This is a genomic window from Pseudacidobacterium ailaaui, assembly GCF_000688455.1.
In the GTDB taxonomy this organism is placed as follows: Bacteria; Acidobacteriota; Terriglobia; order Terriglobales; family Acidobacteriaceae; genus Pseudacidobacterium; species Pseudacidobacterium ailaaui.
In genome coordinates, this window is the sequence record NZ_JIAL01000001.1 from 2647834 (window position 1) to 2663595 (window position 15762).

Genomic DNA, 15762 nt, shown 5'->3' on the forward strand with positions numbered 1-15762 from the left:
CGGGCCGCAGGAAGGGACCTTGAACAGACCTTTCGTGCGACCGAGGGCTACTTTTTGTCCCTGAGGTCGAGGACGCTACGCACCTCTGCCTGAAAGAGCTCCAGCGCCTGCTTGACAAGAGGGTGTTCCATGGCCACAGCCTGGATCGAGCCGCCGGAGGCGCGCCGGGGGCGCGAGTTTCCGTTGGCGCCGCCCTTTTCTCCGGGAACCACTGAGAGTTTGAGCGGAGCGCTGATGGCGCGCAGAGTATTCCGGACAATCTTTTCTGCCTCCTGAGTCATGGTCAGCTCGATCATGGTTTTGGTCCGTGTGACCTCGACCTGAACGGTGTCTCCCTGGAGGGTCCAATTGCCCTCATCCAGAAGGAGAGCGGCGGAGTTGTGTCCTTTTTCTTCCAGGGCCGAGCAGACGGCCTCATGGATGCGGTCCAAATCTGTTTCCGGGGCTGCATCCACTGAGGGAGTGGCGGCCGGGGCCAGAGCCAGAGTGCCTTCGGTGGTCGCAGCAGGTGTTTCTGAGATGGCAGAAACAGGGGCTTTGAAGGCGGCCTGCGATGTAATTTCCAAAGGCGTAAGCGCACGGGGAGCGGCAGGCGTTTCGGAGACTGCCGCGGCCGTACTTTCACTGCTCATCTTTCGTTCCCGGTCGGCTTCAAAAGGAGAAATTGCTGGACGCGATGGGCCGGTGGGACGTGCCGGGGAAGGTGCAGACAGAGTGTGGGTCGGGACGGAGGCGGTCCTTGGCAAGGCGCTGCCGCCTGGCTGTGACTTGCTTCCCGAAGGCATCTGGCTGAGGAACTCCTCGACCGGCAGCAGGCGTTGCAGATGGACCAGTTTGACGAGGCCCAGTTCCAGATGGAAGCGCTGCTCTTGCCGGTAGTTCAGCTCATCGTAAGTGCGCAGCATGACTTGCAGGAAGCGGGTCAGGTCTTCTTCAGAAAAGAGCATTGCCGAGCGTGCTGCGCGGGCGCGCTCATCGGCAGAGATTTGCAGCAACTCAGAATTTTCGCCTGCGATGCGCGCCATCAGGACGTTTCTGAGATAGCGGACGAACTGACGGGCCAGTGCTTGCGGGCTGTTTCCGGCATTGAGCAGTGCATGGACCTGGAGAATGACGCCGGAAGTATTGTTTTCGCTGACTGCCTCAAGCAGGCGCTCAAAGACGGTGTTGGGAACTGTGCCCATCAAATCGCGGATCCGGTCTGCATCCAGGATGGGGCGTCCATTGAGGACCGGAGCGGAGGCAATGGCCTGGTCCATGATGGAAAGCGCGTCGCGCATGGAGCCGTCACCGGCCTCGGCGAGCAGGGCCAGGGCATCCTCTCCGGCAGCAATGTTTTCCTGCTCGGCGATGGCACGCAATTGGCCCAGGATGTCCTCAAAGCGGACGGCGTGAAAGCTGAAATGCTGGCAGCGCGAGCGGATGGTCTGAGGGAAGTCCTCTGGCTGCGTCGTTGCCATCATAAAAATGACATGCTCGGGCGGCTCTTCAAGGGTCTTGAGAAGAGCATTGAAGGCGGCGTCTGTAATCTGATGGGCCTCGTCGAGGATGTAGATTTTGTACTTGTCCCGCGCGGGACGGTAGCGGGCGGCATCGCGCAGCTCACGGATTTCGTCGATGCCGCGGTTTGTGGCTGCGTCGATCTCAATTACATCCACGGCGTTGCCGGCCCGGATTTCCTTGCAGGAATCGCAGACGCCACACGGCTCCGGGGTGGGCCGCTCCGCAGATCCAGCAACAGAGCGGCAATTGAGGGCCATGGCAAGGATACGCGCAATGGTGGTTTTGCCGATGCCGCGATGGCCGCTGAAGATGTATCCGTGGGCTATGCGTCCTTGCTCCAGAGCATTGAGCAGGGTGCGGGTGACGTGTTCCTGACCGACCACATCAGAGAACCGCTGAGGGCGATATTTTCTTGCTAAGACCTGATACGCCATGATGAGTCTGAAAAACGATTGTAATGCTGTGATGAGGGCCGTGCGTTTGTCCTGACTCAAATTTTACGGAGTTTCTGTCCGGACATGTATTCTGGCTTTATGCTGGATTTTGAGCTTACTCCCTTTCAACTGGCCGAAATTCTGAAGCGGCCCGAAAGGGAAAAGACAGTGCTGCTGGATGTGCGGGAACCCGGAGAGTATGCTCTTGCCCGGATTGAAGGCAGCATTCTCATGCCGATGGGAGAGGTGCCCGGACGAGCACATCGCGAGCTGGATCCGGAAGCACACATCGTAACGATCTGCCATCATGGAGTGCGATCCATGAGTGTTGCCGTCTGGCTGCGCAACGAGGGGTTTGAGCAGGCGCAGTCCCTGCGCGGCGGCATTGACGCCTGGTCGCGGCTGGTGGATCCGGCTGTGCCGAGGTATTGATGCTATGAAGAAACCGGCGCTGCGGCTTTTTCTGCACTGGATCCCGGCTATGGCCGGAATCCTGGTCATCGTGGCTGAATCTACCATTTTCTTTGGCGCCGGCAATACCAGCCGGTGGCTCCTGCCCGTGTGGCAAAGACTTTTTGGACCTGTCGCTCCGGAGCGATGGGAGGTCATTCATTTCTATATCCGCAAAACGGGGCATTTTGTGGGATACGGTCTGGTCAGCCTGGGCTTTTTTGAAGGCTGGCGAGCGACATTCTCTCCCGGAAAGGATTGGGCCCGGTTGTTGGTTGCAGCAGCACTCCCTGCTCTGTTCTCGACTCTGCTGCTTGCCATGTGGGATGAATGGCACCAGTCCTTCCTGCCCGGGCGGACCAGTTCTCCAGTAGACGTAGGCATTGATTTTTCCGGGGCCGTGATGGCCCATCTAATACTTCTGCTGGTGCTGACTGCGGTCTGGAAGGTCAGGTCATCCCGGGCCAGTGCCTCTTCCGGAGCAGTGCCGGTTGTGCGTTAAACCAAGAACATTCCGTATACTCATCTGTTCACAAAACAGGAGAGGCCATGCTGACATCTGCTGCATATGCGCGCACCCATGCCGCGCGTTTTCTTGAAGAGCTAAAAGCGCTTTTGCGCATTCCTTCGGTTTCCACACTGCCGGAACACAAGGGCGACGTGCGCAAGGCCGCCGAATGGCTTGCCGCTGAGCTCAAGCGCATCGGAATGGAGAATGTCCGGCTGGTGGAGACCGCCGGTCATCCACTGGTCTATGCGGACTGGCTTCACGCTGAAGGCAGGCCGACGGCGCTCTGCTATGGACACTACGATGTGCAACCCCCGGACCCGCTGGAGGAGTGGATCTCCCCGCCCTTTGTGCCGACCGAACGCAACGGCAATCTCTATGCCCGCGGCGCGGTGGATGACAAAGGGCAAATGTATATGCACCTCAAGGCCCTGGAATCATTGTTTGCTGCCCATCAAGGACGGCTGCCGGTCAATGTCCGGGTGATTCTGGAGGGAGAAGAGGAGGTCGGAGGGGAGTCGATTGCAAAGTTCATTCGCGAGCATCCTGAGCAATTGAAGGCCGACTTCGCGCTGGTGTCAGACACAGAGATGTTTGCTCCGGAGCTGCCTACGCTCTGTGTGGGACTGCGCGGTATGATCTACACCGAGATTGAGGCGCGAGGTGCAAAAACGGACCTGCATTCCGGCATGTATGGCGGAGCAGCGCCAAATCCTTTTGTGGCATTGGCCCAAATTATTGCGCAACTGAAAGACAAGGACGGACGCATCCTTATTCCGGGATTTTATGACCGAGTCAAGGCCCCGGATGCGGAGGAACTGAAGGCCTGGAAGAGGCTGCCCTTTGACGAGGAACATTATCGGAAGACGGAAATTGGGTCTTTGCAACTGACTGGCGAGTCAGGCTATTCCGTGCTGGAACGGACGTGGGCGCGACCAACGCTGGATGTTCATGGTATGCCGGGAGGCTTCACGGGGGCGGGAGCAAAGACGGTCATACCGGCAAAGGCCACAGCGAAGATCTCTATGCGCCTCGTCCCTGAGATGACGCCGCAGGAGGCCTTTTCGCAATATAAGCGATACGTAGAGTCGCTGACGCCCGCGGGCATTGAACTGGATGTAAGACTCATCCACGCGGGGGATCCGATTGTCGTCGGTACTGAGAATCCATACATTCAGGCGGCAACCCGGGCGCTCAAGCAGGTCTGGGGCACTGAGGCGGTGTTTGTTCGCTCCGGGGGCTCGATTCCTGTGGTCGGTGATTTTGAGCGTCATCTGAAGGTCCCCACCGTGATGATGGGGTTCGGGCTGCCGGATGATAATCTGCACGCGCCGAACGAGAAGTTCCACCTGGCAAACTTTTATCGGGGAATTGAATCCATCATTACGTTCTTTGAAGAGCTGGCGAAGTGAACGCATATGTCCTGGCAGGAGGGCGTAGCACCCGCATGGGGCGGGACAAGGCCCTTGTCGCCTACCGGGGCCGTCCGCTGGTTGAGCGCGCTGTTCATCTTTTGCGGGAGGCGGGGCTGGAAGCCTGGATTGCTGGTTCGCGACCCGATCTGCAATCCTTCGCTCCTTTTGTTCCAGACCGATATCGGGAGTGTGGACCGCTGGGAGGCATCGAGGCAGCTCTGAGCACTGGGAAGAGTGAGTGGAACCTGTTTTTAGCTGTAGACATGCCACTGATGACAGCGGCCTTCCTCCGCTACCTGAAGGAGCGTGTAAGCATCACAGAAGCATATGCGACCATCCCAACGATGGCAGGGCGGCCAATGCCTCTGTGTGCGGTCTATCACTGCGAACTGCTGGGCGGAATCCGCAGGGCGTTAGATTCCGGAGAATACCGGGTGGTCCGCGCAGTGATGGAGGCAGCGGGCAGCAATCTGGACCTTTTCAGTGCTGAAGCTGTGATTGCTGTGCGAAAGGACCTGACGAAAAATTGCAAAGGCGCGACGTTGGCCCATCGATGGTTTAAGAATGTAAATACGACAGCCGACCTGGCGCAGATTGTTGAAAGAGAAGGGGATTTCTGCGGGGAGAAACAAGAAGAGGCCTGATTGAGCAGCGTTCCTGAAATTATTATCGAAGAGAAGAACGGCCAGAAAGGGCCGCAGCCCTATATCGCCTTTGAGCATGTCTCCAAGTCTTTCGGAGACCATGTGGTGCTGGATGACGTCAGCTTTTTTGTCCTTCCGGGCGAGACGCTCTGTATTCTGGGGCGCAGCGGAGTAGGGAAATCAGTCTCACTCCAGCACATCATGGGATTTCTCAAGCCGGATTCCGGACGCATTCTGGTGGCCGGGGAGGACATCTGCGGATATGGCGAAGAGCAGATGCAGGCCATCCGGCGCAAGGTGACGATGGTTTTTCAGAATGGGGCGCTCTTTGACTCACTCACGGTCGGGGAAAACGTCGCTTTTCCGTTGCGGGAACGAGGAGAGCTGCGCGAAGACCAGATCCAGCAAATTGTGAATGGACTGCTGGAAATGGTGGGTGTTGCTGAAATGAAAGATCTTCTTCCTTCCGATCTCTCGACTGGGATGAAGCGCTGTGTTGCCATTGCGCGCGCCCTGGCGGCCCAGCCAGATGCCATTCTTTATGATGAGCCCACGACCATGGTAGATCCGCTGATTGCACGGCTGCTGGGGGACCTGATCCAGAAGCTCAAACATCAGCTGCACCTGACCAGCATCGTCGTCACGCATGACATGCGATTTGCCAAGAAGCTGGCGGACCGAGTGCTGTTTTTGCATCAGGGCAAGTCGGTCTTCTTTGGGACGATGGAAGAGATGGAACAATCGCAGGAAGAGGTAGTAAGACAGTTTCTTGAGCTGGACGAACTTGTCCTTCCGGAGGCGTAGACAGGATGGCGCAAGCGGCCAATTTTGTGGGTACATGGAAGCTACTGGACTATGCATTTTTGTATGACGATGGCAGAGTGGAAAGGCCCTGGGGCGAAGAGGTTGCAGGATATTTGTTGTATTCCGCCGAAGGCTACATGAGTGGAAATCTGAGTGCTGCCCGGCAAAGCCGCAGTGTGGAGAGAGGCCGGGACGGAACATCGTCGCGCAGACGCGATTATATTGCCTATGCCGGGCCTTACACTGTGGGAGAGGAAACCATCATCCACCATGTGGAAGTCAGTCTTTTCCCGAACTGGCTGGGAACGGCTCAGGTCCGATATCACACGCTGGAAGGCGACAAGCTGGTACTGCGGACCCCACCGGTGTTATCGGACGAGGGAAGAATGGCCGTGCAGCTCATTTGGCAGCGGGTGAGGGCTTCAGAAGTCCTCTAGAATAAAGAAATGGCTGATCAACTGTATCTTAGCCTGTGGTATCCGAACTTTCGCCTGACGTCTCTTGGGCCTGCACTTCTGGGTGTGATGCGCCAATTCAACCTGGCAGGAGGCGACCGCATGGTGCGCTCTGCTTCTGCCTATCCGATTTCCTGGAATGAGGCCCCGCAATATCAGCGGATTTATGACGAGGAGGACGGCGAGGCCGCGGCCCCGGAACAGGCGGTGCCAGCCGCATTGGAACTCCTTCATGATGATTTTGCCTATGAGTTTGAGATGACCTGGGAACTATGGACGCCGGAAACAGGAGGGGGTCTGGACCCTATCTGGCGTAAAGAGCCGCGCGTGGTGCGCATTGCCGGATTTGGACCGGAATTTGATGAAGGAGCTTACGAGCAGAATGGACAGATCCGGGTGGATTTTGGTCTGGACACGGCGTTTCTTTATGAAGATCTGGATCTTGATCCGGAGGCAGCCGAGAGGGTCAAGGAAAATGTCCAGATGTTGGTGGATTTTACCAATGGGGTCCAGCAGCACTGCGGGATTTCCTCGCGCCTTCTGTGGTCAGAATCTGGCGAGAGCCTGGCGCAGAAGCTGATCGCGAGATTACAACAGGTCAATTGATCGCATGGTGGCTGCGATAATTTCATCATGACCATCACGATCAAGCGGCTGCGGGTGCTCATCGTGGCCCTAGCATGTTTGCTGTTGGCGGTGGTCAGCGGTTTTCTGGTGTATGCTCGATATCGCGTCCGCCACATTGGCAAAGACCTCCCGGCAAAGCTGGGCATGAACATCCAGCGGACAGCCAACGGATTTACCTATTCCCAGTCGCAAAAGGGCCACACGCTGTTTACCATCCACGCCTCCAGGCTAGTGCAGTTCAGCAGCGATGGCCATGCCACTCTGCATGATGTGGCGATTACGCTGTACGGCCCTCCGGGAACAAACCGCGAAGACCACGTCTATGGCAGCGACTTTGATTATGACCAGAAAAATGGAATCGCCTCAGCCAAAGGTGAGGTGCAGATTGATCTGGAATCTCCGGAGGGGCAGGGCGAAGGCGAGGAGGAGGCTGAGAGAGGCACAATCCACGTGAAGGCGCGGGGTATGGTTTTCAATCAGAAGACCGGCATCGCCAGCACGGACCAGTTTGTGGAGTTTTATTTGCCCAAGGCCGCAGGTCAGGCCGTCGGTGCCAGCTATGACTCCAAACAGGGAGTATTGATACTTGACCGGCAGGTGGAGCTGACATCGAGTGATAATGGCGAGCCTGCCATTGTTCACGCTGCCCACGCGCAGCTGCTAAGGGATTCGCGTCAGGCTTTTCTGCTTGATGCAGAGGCCGAGTTCCGCAACACGCATAGCAAGGCCGACCAGGCAATTGTGTATTTCCGCAAGGATGGTTCGGCGGAAAAGATAGACGCCCGGGGTAATGTCCATTTGATTACGGACAGTGGTGCGGAATCGGTCTGCCAGACTACGACCATCCACCTGGATGCAAAGAGCCAGCCGCTACAGGCGCTGATGGGAGGAGGAATCAATTTTACCGACCACGATCCTTTACGCACGATGCACGGCAACGCGGTCGAAGGTACGCTGGACTTCGGAGCGAATTCCACACTGAAACATGCGCAGTTCCGAAACGCGGTCAGTTTTGTGGAGCAACAAAAGCTGGTGGACGATCCGAACGGATCGACGACGAGGCAGATCCAGGCGACGAAGCTGGATGTGGACTTTGCTCCCGGGCCGGACAAGAGTGCGGTCGCGCAAAAAGCGCTGGCCACCGGAAGCGCTGTAGCCACATTCCGCAGCATTCCATCCAAAGGAAGCGAGCAGAACACTGTGGTGAGTGGGGACCAGTTGCTGGCCACGCTGGAGGGCGGACGTACGGTCCGTCAACTAGACGGTACAGGGAACACAAAGATTGTGGACACGGCCAAAGATGGCACGGTGAATACGACTTCTGGCGATACGCTGCACATGACCTTTGCAAATATGGCCAAGGCCCACGCCGAGACCCAGCGGCAAAAAAGAGCTGCACAGAAAGACCATGATATGGAGAATGCCGGGATTGAGACCGCCATTCAGGAGGGTCATGTTGTCCTGACGCAGGTCCCTCCGAAGAGCAAAAAGGACGCATCCGTGCTGCAAGCCTCAGCGCTGCGGGCCGAGTATCACGCTGCCGATCAGGTCGTCCACCTTATCGGGAACCCGCATGTGAACAATGGCGAGATAGACCTGACGGCGCAGGTGATTGACTACCATCGCGATTCTGGGGATGCGACCGCAACGGGCAGTGTGAAGGCCACCGATTTGCAAACAAATGGAAAGCAGCAGGCGCAAGGTGCGATGCTTGGTGGCCAGGGACTGACACATATCTTGGCCGATCAAGCAGAGTTGCACCACGCCTCCGGAGACAGTATCTTCCGTGGAAATGCAAGGATGTGGCAGCAGACTGGAAATATGGTTTCAGCACCGGTCCTCGTGCTTTCCCAGAGTCAGCAGACGCTCAAGGCCTATGGTGAAGCCGGCGAGATTGCCCCGGTCAATACAGCCATTGCCTCAGTCATGGGGTCAAAAAAACAGCAGGGCGTGGTACGCGTCAGGAGTCGGATGCTCGTCTATTCTGACAAAGAGCGTCGCGGCGATTTTACCGGAGACGTGGTGGCCATTGCTCCAGACGGGACCATCCGCGCCGACCGCGCCCAATTTTTTCTGGAATCGGCGGAGAAAAAGCCGTCGGGCAGCACACAGCAAAGTCAGCAGTCGCAGATTGAAAAGATTGTCGCCACCGGGCATGTATTGCTGACGCAGCCCGGGAGAAAGGGAGAAGGTGAGCAACTGGTGTACACCGCCGCCGACGGGCGCTATGTGCTGACCGGTACTTCGTCAAATCCGCCGTATATCGTGGACGCAGCGCAGGGCACAACGACGGGAGCAGCGTTGATTTTCAATGACCAGGATGATAGCGTCGAGGTGAGTGGCGGGGCGTCCGCGGCGGTCACCAGAACGCACACGCGAAAGTAAATGCAGAAATTGTCTACCGATGGAATCGGAAAGTCTTATAAAGGCCGTCAGGTCGTCCGCGGCGTAGACCTCGAAATTTCCCAGGGTGAGGTAGTGGGACTGCTTGGTCCCAATGGCGCGGGAAAGACAACCTCGTTTTACATGATCGTCGGATTGGTGTCGCCTGACACAGGACGCATTCTTGCAGATGGTGAGGACATCACACGGGTCCCGATGTATTTACGCGCGCGTCAGTATGGAATCAGCTATCTGCCACAAGAGCCATCGGTATTTCGCAAGCTTACCGTGGAAGAGAACATTCTGGCTGTGCTTGAGGTGCAGTCGCTCACGCCGGAGCTGCGGCGTGCCCGTACGGAGAAGCTGCTGGACCAGTTGAATCTGGGGCACATTCGCAAAACACGAGGATATGCACTTTCCGGGGGAGAACGGCGGCGTGTGGAGATCGCCCGCTGCCTGTGCATTCAACCCTCTTTCATCCTGCTGGACGAGCCGTTTTCCGGCATTGACCCGATTGCGGTGCTGGATCTACAGGAAATTATTTATGACCTGAAGGCGAGCGGGATTGGGGTGCTGATTACCGATCACAATGTGCGCGAGACCCTCTCGGTAACAGACCGGGCCTACATCATTAATGAGGGCCGCATCTTCCGGCATGGTACTCCGGAGCAACTGGGCAGTGACCCAGAGGTGCGGCGGGTATATCTGGGCGAGGGCTTTTCTTTGAACTAAACGTGCCAGTACTGTGCGCTGATACATTAAACATAAAGACCCATGTTTTATCCCACGAATAACTTACGTATTCAGGCAACCAAGGTTGTGCTTCCTCCCGTGTTTTTGCAGGAGGAGATCCCGGTCACAGAAAAAGCAAGTGCAACGGTATTTCAGGCACGCCATGAGATTTCCGCGATTCTGAATGGACAGGACCGGCGTCTGGTGGTGGTAGTCGGGCCTTGCTCTATCCATGATCCAAAGGCAGCGCGTGAGTATGCCGGCCTGCTGAAAGGGGCCATCGCAGAGTTTTCCCAGGATCTGATGATCGTGATGCGGCTCTATTTTGAAAAACCCCGGACGACGCTCGGGTGGAAAGGGCTGATCAATGACCCACATCTGGATGAGTCGTTTCGCATCAATGATGGGTTGCGTATAGCGCGCCATCTGCTGGTGGACCTTGCGGGAATGGGGGTGCCTGCTGGGACGGAATTTCTGGACATGATTTCGCCTCAATATGTGGCCGAGCTGGTAAGCTGGGGCGCGATCGGGGCGCGCACTACGGAAAGCCAGGTGCATCGCCAGCTTGCATCCGGATTGTCGTGTCCGGTGGGCTTTAAGAATGGGACCTCAGGAAATGTGCAAATTGCCATTGAAGCGATTGTTTCAGCCGGTCATCCCCACACCTTTCTCGGGACTTCAGAGACTGGCCAGTCGGCAATCTTGTTTACTGCAGGGAATCCGGACTGCCATATCATTCTTCGCGGCGGACGCCAGACGACCAACTATGACGCGGCTTCCGTGGCGACGACGGCTGAGCAGATGGAAAAAGCCGGGATCAAGCCACGCATCATGATCGATTGCAGTCATGCAAACAGCGGTAAGGACCACCGGAAACAGGGGGCCGTATGCCGCAATGTTGCCGGACAGATTGCCGCAGGAGATCGGCGCATCATGGGCGTCATGCTGGAGAGCAACCTGGTAGCGGGAGCACAGCAACTGGTTCCGGGCAAACCCTTGGTATATGGGCAGAGTATTACGGATGCCTGCATTGACTGGCAGGAGACATACCAGCTTCTCGGCGAGCTAGCGGCTGCGGTAAGGGCCAGGGGATAGCAGGCGCCTTGCCTGTGTGGCTGAGGAAGTATCATAGAGTTATATCCTGCATGGCAGACCAGCCTCCAAGTACCCAGCCTCTCGGCTCCGGGGCCGTTGCATTTTTGTCCCGCGATTTTCGGCTTTACCAGCTTGCGCGTGTGCTCGTCATTATTGGTGCAGAGGCGCAGACGCTGGCCATTGCTTGGTTGGTTTACCAGATTACGAACAGCGCCTTATATCTGGGATACACGGGCCTGACATTGTTTCTGCCCGGCCTTCTCTTTGTTTTACCTGCCGGGCACGTCTCTGACCGCTTTGACCGGCGGCAGGTCATTATCGTCTGTTACACACTCCAGATCTTCTGTACGCTTACTTTGTTTTTTTTCGCCTGGCATGGGCTGCACCGGGTGTGGCCCATCTACACGGTACTGTTCCTCATCGGGACGGGACGCGCCTTCAGTGGTCCGGCAAGCTCGGCGCTGATTCCGCACCTGGTACCGAAGGAACATTTTGTGAATGCGGTCACCTGGGGAGCAACCATGTTTCAGATTGCGAATGTAGTTGGTCCCTCGCTTGGCGGCATTCTTTATACATTGCCATTGCATCATCGGATTGCGGGTGCGGCCGCCGTATTTCTATTCACGCTGGTCACTCTGGTCGTATTTGTTGCCCTCATGTTTTCTCTGCGCGTGCGGCCCGGGCGGATGGAGCATCGCGCTGTATCCAGAGAGGTGCTGCTGGCCGGACTGCGCTACGTATGGAAGACACAGCTTCTGCTGGGGTCCATTTCGCTGGACATGTTTGCCGTATTGTTGGGTGGGGCTACGGCGCTGATGCCGATCTTTGCCAAAGAGGTGCTCCACACCGGTCCGAGGGGCCTTGGTCTGCTCCGTGCCGCTCCGGCAGTGGGGGCATTGACTGTTTCGATGTGGCTAACGTGGAAGCCGATCCAGCGGCGTGCCGGTGCGAGGATGCTCTTCTGCGTAGGTATTTTTGGAGCGGCCACTATCGTTTTTGGAGCATCCAGAAACCTATGGCTCTCGCTGGCAGCGCTGTTCGTTGTAGGCGCGTCTGATATGGTCAGTGTTGTTATCCGGTCGTCCATCCTGCAACTGGCTACTCCGCCCGAGATGCGAGGGAGGGTCAGCGCCGTCAACTCCTTGTTTATTGGCGCATCAAATGAACTGGGCGAGTTCGAAAGCGGATTAACGGCGTCCTGGTGGGGGGCCGTCCGGGCCGTGATCTATGGCGGCATTGGCTCGCTGGCGATTACGGGCCTGTGGAGCGTCTTTTTTCCCAGTCTGAGGCAGGCCAACCAGCTCACGGCGGAATCGCTGCTGCAAGTGGAGCAAGAAGAGGCGGCGCAACAGGTGCGTCAGCTCTAGCGTTCGAGTGATTTTTCGCTAATTGAATCCTCGTCGTGTGCGGCGCTGGGTCCAGTCTTCTACTTCGTGTTCCAGATCGCGTTCCATCCGCGATTGGCTGCGCTGTGGTTTTTCCGCAGCGATAAAGGCCCGCTCTTCTGTGCGGCTGATACGGTGATGAGCGTACATGCCTTCAAGAAGAAATTCAGCGGCGGCCACCAGGTGCTCCGGGTCAGATTTGGAATGGATACCAAGCGGCGCCAGCTTTTCTATGAGCCCCTGAATCTGTTTTAGCTCAGCGGCAATGGACCGGGAGGGCTGGTCGTCGTCAAACCTGAGGGAGCCTCCTAGATTGAACCACTGCTCAATCTGCTGCGTGTTGGTCGCAGAAAAATATTTATCAAAGATTTTTGCGATGGATGCACGAAGAATTTCGCGGACGACTGTTTCGGCCCCGCGCATTTCGCCTTCGTATTCAAGTTCCAGTTTTCCAGTGATGCCTGGCAAGGCGGCGTAGATGTCCCCGACGCGAGGCATGATGAGGGATTCCTTGTGCAGCAAAGCCCGTCGTTCGGCATTGGAGATGACCAGATCCATGGTTGAAATCGGCAGACGCTGACTGACGCCACTGCGTTTGTCCACCTTCTTGTCTTCACGCGCTGTAAAAGCAATCTGCTCGACGATTTCACGCATGTACTGGGCAATCTCAATTCGGCCCAGGCCGCGCTCGCTCCATGTTTCCTGGGCTGTAATGGAGATGCCCTCTTCGAGTGTCTCAGGATAGTGCGTGCGGATCTCAGAGCCGATACGGTCTTTGAGCGGTGTGACGATCTTTCCGCGAGCAGTGTAGTCCTCCGGATTTGCGCTGAAGACCAGTGCAACGTCCAGGGGAAGACGCACGGGGTAGCCCTTTATCTGGATGTCGCCCTCCTGCATGATATTGAACAGCGCCACCTGGATTTTTCCTGCGAGGTCGGGCAGCTCGTTGATGGCGAAGATGCCCCGGTTGGCGCGAGGCAGCAGACCAAAGTGCATCGTGAGTTCGCTGGCAAGATGGTGTCCGCCACGTGCAGCCTTGATCGGATCAAGGTCACCAATCAGGTCCGCCACAGTCACGTCCGGTGTTGCCAGTTTCTCGACATAGCGCTCCTCACGCTCCAGATAGTCCACCGGTGTGTCTTCTCCGTTTTCGGCAATGAGATCGCGGCATCGCTGACACAGCGGCTTATAGGGGTTGTCGCGGATCTCACATCCGGCGATGTAAGGCATCTGTTCATCCAGAAGCGAAGTAAGCGCCCGTAAAATCCGGCTCTTGGCCTGACCGCGCAAGCCTAGCAGAATGAAGTTCTGGCGTGAGAGTACGGCGTTGATGATCTGCGGGACGACTGTATCTTCATATCCGATAATTCCCGGAAAGATGGGATCGCCTGACCGGAGACGGGCGATGAGATTTTCACGCAATTCATGCTTTACGCTGCGGTTTGCGATGCGGTCTTCTGCGAATTCCGCGCTCTTGCGCAAGGCTCCGAGGGTCCTGGGCAGGGAATTGGTCGCCATAGCTGCTCCTGCTTTTAGTATGACCTTTTTGAAGCGCTGGGGAGAGGGAAAAGGAAAAGATTGGACGAGCGCAAATGGGAAGTCACATGATGCGGCCGTTTCCAGCGGCAGTGCGAGTGGCATGGGCCCCAGCGCGAAGCTTGGGCAGCATGGTTTTGTAAAACTCACAGAGGAGCTCAGTACGTTTTGTGTCAGAACGCAGGGCGAGCAGTTGTTGTTTAAAGCCCAGGTCTGCGGGCAAGGCGGCAGCAAGCTGGAACGCGATCGGCCCACCCAGGTCGAAGTGGATCTGCGGCTGTTCCATTCCGGCCAGTTCGAGGACTTCAAAATGCAGCGCAAGACACTCTTCCCGAAGATGCTTTGTGGATTCGCATCCATCGTCATCAGCAAAGAAATCGACTTCAGCCTGCAGAAAGGTCCGGGAGTTGTCGAGATGTTCAATCTCAAAGCGTTCACCGCCCTGGCACAAGATGTCCATGCGGCCATCACTGTATTGATGCAGAACACGCACAATTGAGGCCATGCAACCCACGACAGAAAGACCTTCGCGCTGCGCACGTACTACGCCGAAGCCGCTGCCCTGGGCGAGGCACTCGCCGATCATCTCCTTATAGCGCTCTTCAAAGATGTGGAGCGGCAGCGGCGTTCCCGGAAACAATACGACATGAAGAGGGAACAAGGGAACCTTCATGACCAAGTTATTATCCTTGACTTTGTGTGATGGGGGAACGGGTTGGCGGCAAATTTGTTTTGATAAGGATTACAGGTCCATTTCCAATTCATCGAGCATGGCCTGCATCTCATTGCGCGCATGTTGATTGCTGGTGCGGATGGCAGAAGCGATGCCTTCTTTCAGACGAGATTTTGCCTCCTCCTTCCGTCCGACCCTGGCCAGGGTCTGCGCGGCCATGAAATAGCCGGCTGTGTAATCAGGATGGTCGGCAAGCAGCCGTGCAAATTCAGAGAGAGCAGCGTCTATCTCGCCCTGGCTGGCATACTCCATAGCGAGACCATAGCGAGCAAAGGCATTGGTTGGATCTTGCGCAAGAATTTCTTTCAGTGTGGCGATTTTGTCCATACGGAGGTGTTCTCAGGGTAAATTCTTTTCGCTGTCTTGTGTTGCATCGAGGCTGGCAACCAGGTTTGCGCGAAGAGTTGGTCCTCATGCGAAACTAGAAGGTCAGGCTCTTTCTATGTTCTAAAAAATTGTATTGAAAAAGAGGAAAAAACAGAAAGGCAGGAAGGAATGCATTTTCCCGCACGTACAGTTTCCGAGTCTCAGTCTGAAATGACGGAACTGATTTTGCCGAATGACACAAATACTCTGGGCAATCTGCTGGGCGGACGCCTGATGCACTTCATTGATCTGGTGGGCGCCATGGCCGCTTACCGGCATTCACGGACACATGTGGTGACGGCTTCCATGGACCATATAGACTTTATTGCTCCGGTGCATGTGGGCGATCTACTGATTTTGAAGTCATCGCTGAATCGTGCTTTTCATACTTCCATGGAAGTGGGAGTGAAGGTCTGGGTGGAAAATACAATTGCCGGAACACACCGCCATGTGGCCTCAGCCTATCTCACATTCGTGGCTGTGGATTCACAAGGGCGTCGCGTGCCTGTTCCCCAGGTGCAGCCAGAAACAGAAGAAGAAAAGCGGCGCTATGAAGATGCTGCCCGCAGACGAGAGCTTCGCCAGAAGGAGCTGGAATTAAAAAAGGCCAAGAGAAAGGCCGAAGTGGAATTGCCGGGATCGGTGCGTCCAGGCAGGGTGTAAAGAGGGCAGCTCTTTCGGAGCAGCGAGAGA

The 15762-nt window shown here is 56.5% G+C and carries 16 protein-coding genes; 12 read left to right on the forward strand and 4 right to left on the reverse strand.

Going from position 1 to position 15762, the window contains the following annotated elements:
* Nucleotides 1-47 precede the first annotated feature (47 nt).
* Nucleotides 48-1997: a DNA polymerase III subunit gamma/tau gene (gene dnaX, locus N655_RS0111835; protein WP_349509487.1), complete on the reverse strand. Its 1950-nt coding sequence runs from the start codon at nt 1995-1997 to the stop codon at nt 48-50.
* Nucleotides 1998-2021: 24 nt separating this feature from the next.
* Here dnaX and N655_RS0111840 point away from each other — a divergent pair, with 24 nt between their 5' ends.
* The 11 genes from N655_RS0111840 to N655_RS18670 are packed head-to-tail and all read left to right on the forward strand — an operon-like array spanning nt 2022 to nt 12416.
* Complete coding sequence (locus N655_RS0111840) at nt 2022-2369, forward strand: rhodanese-like domain-containing protein (RefSeq protein ID WP_238324703.1); 348 nt, start codon at nt 2022-2024, stop codon at nt 2367-2369.
* A 4-nt stretch (nt 2370-2373) separates the two neighbouring features.
* Nucleotides 2374-2889: a VanZ family protein gene (locus N655_RS18650; RefSeq protein WP_044934551.1), complete on the forward strand. Its 516-nt coding sequence runs from the start codon at nt 2374-2376 to the stop codon at nt 2887-2889.
* A gap of 47 nt (nt 2890-2936) precedes the next feature.
* A complete protein-coding gene (locus N655_RS0111850) occupies nt 2937-4307 on the forward strand; it encodes a dipeptidase (protein WP_026443167.1) in 1371 nt (456 codons plus the stop codon).
* Nucleotides 4304-4954, forward strand: coding sequence for a molybdenum cofactor guanylyltransferase (locus N655_RS19915; RefSeq protein WP_155987581.1), 651 nt, complete (start codon nt 4304-4306; stop codon nt 4952-4954). Before N655_RS0111850 ends, N655_RS19915 begins: the two co-directional genes overlap by 4 nt.
* Nucleotides 4955-5758 (forward strand): ABC transporter ATP-binding protein, encoded by an 804-nt coding sequence (locus N655_RS18660; RefSeq protein WP_238324704.1) that lies wholly within the window; start codon nt 4955-4957, stop codon nt 5756-5758.
* A gap of 5 nt (nt 5759-5763) precedes the next feature.
* Nucleotides 5764-6195, forward strand: a complete 432-nt coding sequence (locus N655_RS18665) for a lipocalin-like domain-containing protein (RefSeq protein ID WP_049961397.1) — start codon at nt 5764-5766, stop codon at nt 6193-6195.
* 9 nt (nt 6196-6204) lie between these two features.
* Nucleotides 6205-6819, forward strand: coding sequence for a hypothetical protein (locus N655_RS0111870; protein ID WP_026443168.1), 615 nt, complete (start codon nt 6205-6207; stop codon nt 6817-6819).
* Nucleotides 6820-6846: 27 nt separating this feature from the next.
* Nucleotides 6847-9225: an LptA/OstA family protein gene (locus N655_RS0111875; protein WP_026443169.1), complete on the forward strand. Its 2379-nt coding sequence runs from the start codon at nt 6847-6849 to the stop codon at nt 9223-9225.
* Nucleotides 9226-9954 (forward strand): LPS export ABC transporter ATP-binding protein, encoded by a 729-nt coding sequence (gene lptB, locus N655_RS0111880; RefSeq protein ID WP_026443170.1) that lies wholly within the window; start codon nt 9226-9228, stop codon nt 9952-9954.
* A gap of 42 nt (nt 9955-9996) precedes the next feature.
* Nucleotides 9997-11049 carry a 3-deoxy-7-phosphoheptulonate synthase gene (locus tag N655_RS0111885; protein ID WP_026443171.1) on the forward strand — a complete coding sequence of 351 codons (1053 nt, stop codon included), beginning with the start codon at nt 9997-9999 and terminating at the stop codon, nt 11047-11049.
* 50 nt (nt 11050-11099) lie between these two features.
* Nucleotides 11100-12416 (forward strand): MFS transporter, encoded by a 1317-nt coding sequence (locus N655_RS18670; protein ID WP_044934553.1) that lies wholly within the window; start codon nt 11100-11102, stop codon nt 12414-12416.
* Nucleotides 12417-12434: 18 nt separating this feature from the next.
* Here N655_RS18670 and N655_RS0111895 read toward each other — a convergent pair whose 3' ends face one another.
* The 3 genes from N655_RS0111895 to N655_RS0111905 all read right to left on the reverse strand — a co-directional run bounded on the left by N655_RS0111895 (nt 12435) and on the right by N655_RS0111905 (nt 15030).
* On the reverse strand, nt 12435-13952 hold the full coding sequence (locus N655_RS0111895; RefSeq protein ID WP_026443172.1) for a magnesium chelatase ATPase subunit I: 1518 nt from the start codon (nt 13950-13952) through the stop codon (nt 12435-12437).
* A gap of 82 nt (nt 13953-14034) precedes the next feature.
* A complete protein-coding gene (locus N655_RS0111900) occupies nt 14035-14643 on the reverse strand; it encodes an LON peptidase substrate-binding domain-containing protein (RefSeq protein WP_026443173.1) in 609 nt (202 codons plus the stop codon).
* Between the two features lie 69 nt (nt 14644-14712).
* Nucleotides 14713-15030: a tetratricopeptide repeat protein gene (locus N655_RS0111905; protein WP_026443174.1), complete on the reverse strand. Its 318-nt coding sequence runs from the start codon at nt 15028-15030 to the stop codon at nt 14713-14715.
* 210 nt (nt 15031-15240) lie between these two features.
* Between N655_RS0111905 and N655_RS18675 the strand changes: the two genes are divergently transcribed.
* Nucleotides 15241-15732 carry an acyl-CoA thioesterase gene (locus N655_RS18675; protein WP_238324705.1) on the forward strand — a complete coding sequence of 164 codons (492 nt, stop codon included), beginning with the start codon at nt 15241-15243 and terminating at the stop codon, nt 15730-15732.
* The last annotated feature ends 30 nt before the right edge of the window (nt 15733-15762 follow it).